The sequence below is a fragment of the Vibrio sp. 99-70-13A1 genome, from assembly GCF_013114625.1.
Classification (GTDB): domain Bacteria; phylum Pseudomonadota; class Gammaproteobacteria; order Enterobacterales; family Vibrionaceae; genus Vibrio.
The window spans coordinates 1-1,071 of record NZ_VTXD01000100.1; the positions used below are offsets into that span (position 1 = coordinate 1).

General features: G+C 42.7%; 1 protein-coding gene. It reads left to right on the forward strand.

Annotated elements, in window-relative coordinates:
- Positions 1–72: 72 nt before the first annotated feature.
- Positions 73–1,041 carry an IS30 family transposase gene (locus F0226_RS22365; protein ID WP_171737692.1) on the forward strand — a complete coding sequence of 323 codons (969 nt, stop codon included), beginning with the start codon at positions 73–75 and terminating at the stop codon, positions 1,039–1,041.
- Positions 1,042–1,071 lie beyond the last annotated feature (30 nt).

The following is a 1,071-nucleotide window of genomic DNA, read 5'->3' on the forward strand; positions in this document are numbered from 1 at the left end:
GCGACACCTCTGAACATAAAAACAGTAAGGTGCGATAATCATGAAGTTTGCTCCCGCCAAGAAGTAAAAAACATGAAATACACGCACCTCACTGAGAATGAAAGATATATGATTTCTGCACTCAGAAAGCAAGGAATTAGTACCGCTAAAATTGCCAAACAACTGGGTCGTCACAAAGCGACCATATACCGAGAAATCGAACGTAATGTTCGTTACAACAAGTTCTTCAATAGATACTCATACCAACCCGAACGAGCCCAACAGATGGCTCGTAACCGGCTGAGTCGTTCACGCAGAAATAAACGCTATGATGAACTGGACTTCAAACTACCTGAAGCCTTGCTGAGACTGGACTGGAGCCCTGACCAAATCGTCGGTTACCTAAAAGTAAGAGGTTATTCAACCATGAGCCACGAGCTCATTTATCAACATGTTTGGAACGACAAAATACTCGGCGGAACGCTATGGAAACACCTGCGACAATCGACGAAACAAAGACGTAAAAGATACAACTCAAAAGACAGCCGAGGACGGCTGGCTAACAAGCGTCACATTACCGAAAGACCCGAGACTGCTGAGCTTAGAAAGGAGCCTGGTCACTGGGAAATAGATACCGTTGTCGGGCGTGGAACCAAGCATTGTATTGTCACTTTAGTCGATAGAATGACTGGCTATACTTTTATAGGTCAAATGGACGATAGAACAAGCGAGTCACTCAATGTCAGAATGAGTAAAATCATGACCCGTTCAGATTTACCGTTTAAGACAATTACAGCAGATAACGGCACTGAATTTCATGGTTATGCACAGCTAGAAAAACATCATAACTCACTGTTTTATTTTGCAAATCCATACCACTCATGGGAAAGAGGCACCAATGAAAACACGAACGGATTAATACGACAATACTTACCAAAGCGAACCTCTATGTCACATGTGACACAGAATCTCTGCAATAAAATTGCAGAGAAATTAAACACGCGCCCACGTAAAAGACTTGGGTATAGAACACCACTGGAGTATATTCATGCGCATCTGTAGAAAGTGTCGCACTTCAAACTTGATACTAAG